A 1,785-nucleotide genomic window follows, 5' to 3' on the forward strand; every position below is an offset into this window, starting at 1 on the left:
AATGCGCCGCTACGACTACGTCTTCACCGACTGCCTGACTTTCGACGATCCTGCCGGCCGGCGCATCCGGCTGTGGATCCCGGAGGAAGTTGAGATCGAAAACGAGCAGGACTTCATGGACTGGTACGTGGACAAGATCGTGGGGGTGCTCGGCGACGAGCCCTTCGAGGTCTTCGTCAATGCCACGTTCTTGCCGGACCGTATCGCTCCGCAGTACGATTCGCTTTGGACTGTCGAGCGAATGGATCGGGTGATCGAGGCTATCGTGCGCAAGGGCGTTCCCGTCGAGATCAACGCCCGCTTCCGCATCCCGAGCGCGGCCTTCATCCGTCGGGCAAAGGCCGCCGCAGTCCGGTTCACGTTTGGGACTAACAACGTCGATGCCAACCTGGGTCGCCTCGAGTATTGCCTGAACATGATCGACGCCTGTGAGCTGACGCCGGAGGACATCTACATTCCGCGGCGGCCGTAGAGGCGAACGCCGCCGGCTTTCAGGCTCCTGCTTTCCCCGCGGCTTCCCGATCGTGCAAGGAGGTGAACCGATGAGGGTCGATGCACTCCTTTCAGACCTTGCCTACAAGGGAGAGGCATCGGGTTTGCGTCAAACCTACCATGTCTTCCAGGGCAAACACCACTACCTGGTCCTGTCTTTCTCGCACACCAAGCCCAACGCCGGCTATTTCAACATCGTAGACCCCGATGCGGTCGACTACGTCCGGTCGAAGTTTGCAGGCGAGAAGGGAGTCACCTCAAAGGCGATTCACCAGCGCGCCGGCAAGGCAGAGCACATCAAGGGGCCGCTCCAAGCCCTCAACATCCTGTACGTGCTGACGGCGACTCACCAGGCCCAGGTGGACAACCGCTTCCACGACCGGGAGTTGCACTTCAACCTCAAAGCCTGACGGCCCTGGCTGGGAGGCCCGAGGCTCGCCTGGAGGCTAGGTGATGGCTGATCCCATCGATTTCGAACTCGCGTCTGCCCACAAGTACTTCTCCGCCACATGCTTCAACCGTGCCTGGGACCTCATTGACATGCCGCAGCGAAGCGCGGAAGAGGAGGAGGCAATGGTCTTGCTGGCCATGGCCTCCCTGTGGCACTGGACCCAGCGAGCAGACTGCAGCGGACAGAACCGAGCGCTCGGCACCTGGCAGGTCTCCCGGGCGCTTGCCCTGGCCCGCCAGGCCGAAGGCGCCCGGCTGTTCGCCCAGAAGAGCCTCGAGCTTAGCCAAAGCGAGGGACCCTTCTATCTTGGCTACGCCCACGAGGCACTGGCCCGCGCCGCCTTCGTGTCCGGCGACCCGGCTCAGGCGCGCAAAGAGCTGGAGCAGGCGCGCCGGCTGCTGGATCAGGTCATCGATGCAGAGGAACGCGAGGGGCTTGAGAAAGACCTGGATGGCCTGCAAGCTTCGCTCGAAGCCGGTGCGGACTAGCTTGGCCGGATGCGTCGTAGCCCAGCCTCAGGCTTCCGCCTCTCCATCCTTTGCCCGAGGGTGAGAGGCGGCGGGGTTCATCGACACCCCCGGGTCGGCATGCGCCCGCGAGCGCGACGACTCTCGTCCCGGGGCTAGAATCCCAGCTGCCATCCATGACAGCCCGGGTCGGATGCCCGGGCCCGAGACCTCCTGGGGGGAGACATGACACCGCCTTACCCACGCATCCATGTGGTCATCAACCCGGCCTCCGGCCGGGATCAGCCGATCCTGAACACGCTCAACGACGCCTTCGTGAAGCACGGCGTCGATTGGTCGGTGAGCATCACCAAGCGCTACGGCGATGCCGAGGCC

The 1,785-nt window shown here is 63.6% G+C and carries 3 protein-coding genes; all 3 read left to right on the forward strand.

Annotated features, from left to right (window positions below; all coding sequences use genetic code 11):
* On the forward strand, positions 1-472 hold a 472-nt coding region (locus MUO23_11910), incomplete at its 5' end, for a hypothetical protein (GenBank protein ID MCJ7513662.1).
* A 70-nt stretch (positions 473-542) separates the two neighbouring features.
* Positions 543-902 carry a hypothetical protein gene (locus tag MUO23_11915; protein MCJ7513663.1) on the forward strand — a complete coding sequence of 120 codons (360 nt, stop codon included), beginning with the start codon at positions 543-545 and terminating at the stop codon, positions 900-902.
* A 43-nt stretch (positions 903-945) separates the two neighbouring features.
* Complete coding sequence (locus tag MUO23_11920; GenBank protein ID MCJ7513664.1) at positions 946-1,431, forward strand: hypothetical protein; 486 nt, start codon at positions 946-948, stop codon at positions 1,429-1,431.
* Positions 1,432-1,785 lie beyond the last annotated feature (354 nt).

This window comes from Anaerolineales bacterium (assembly GCA_022866145.1).
Classification (GTDB): domain Bacteria; phylum Chloroflexota; class Anaerolineae; order Anaerolineales; family E44-bin32; genus PFL42.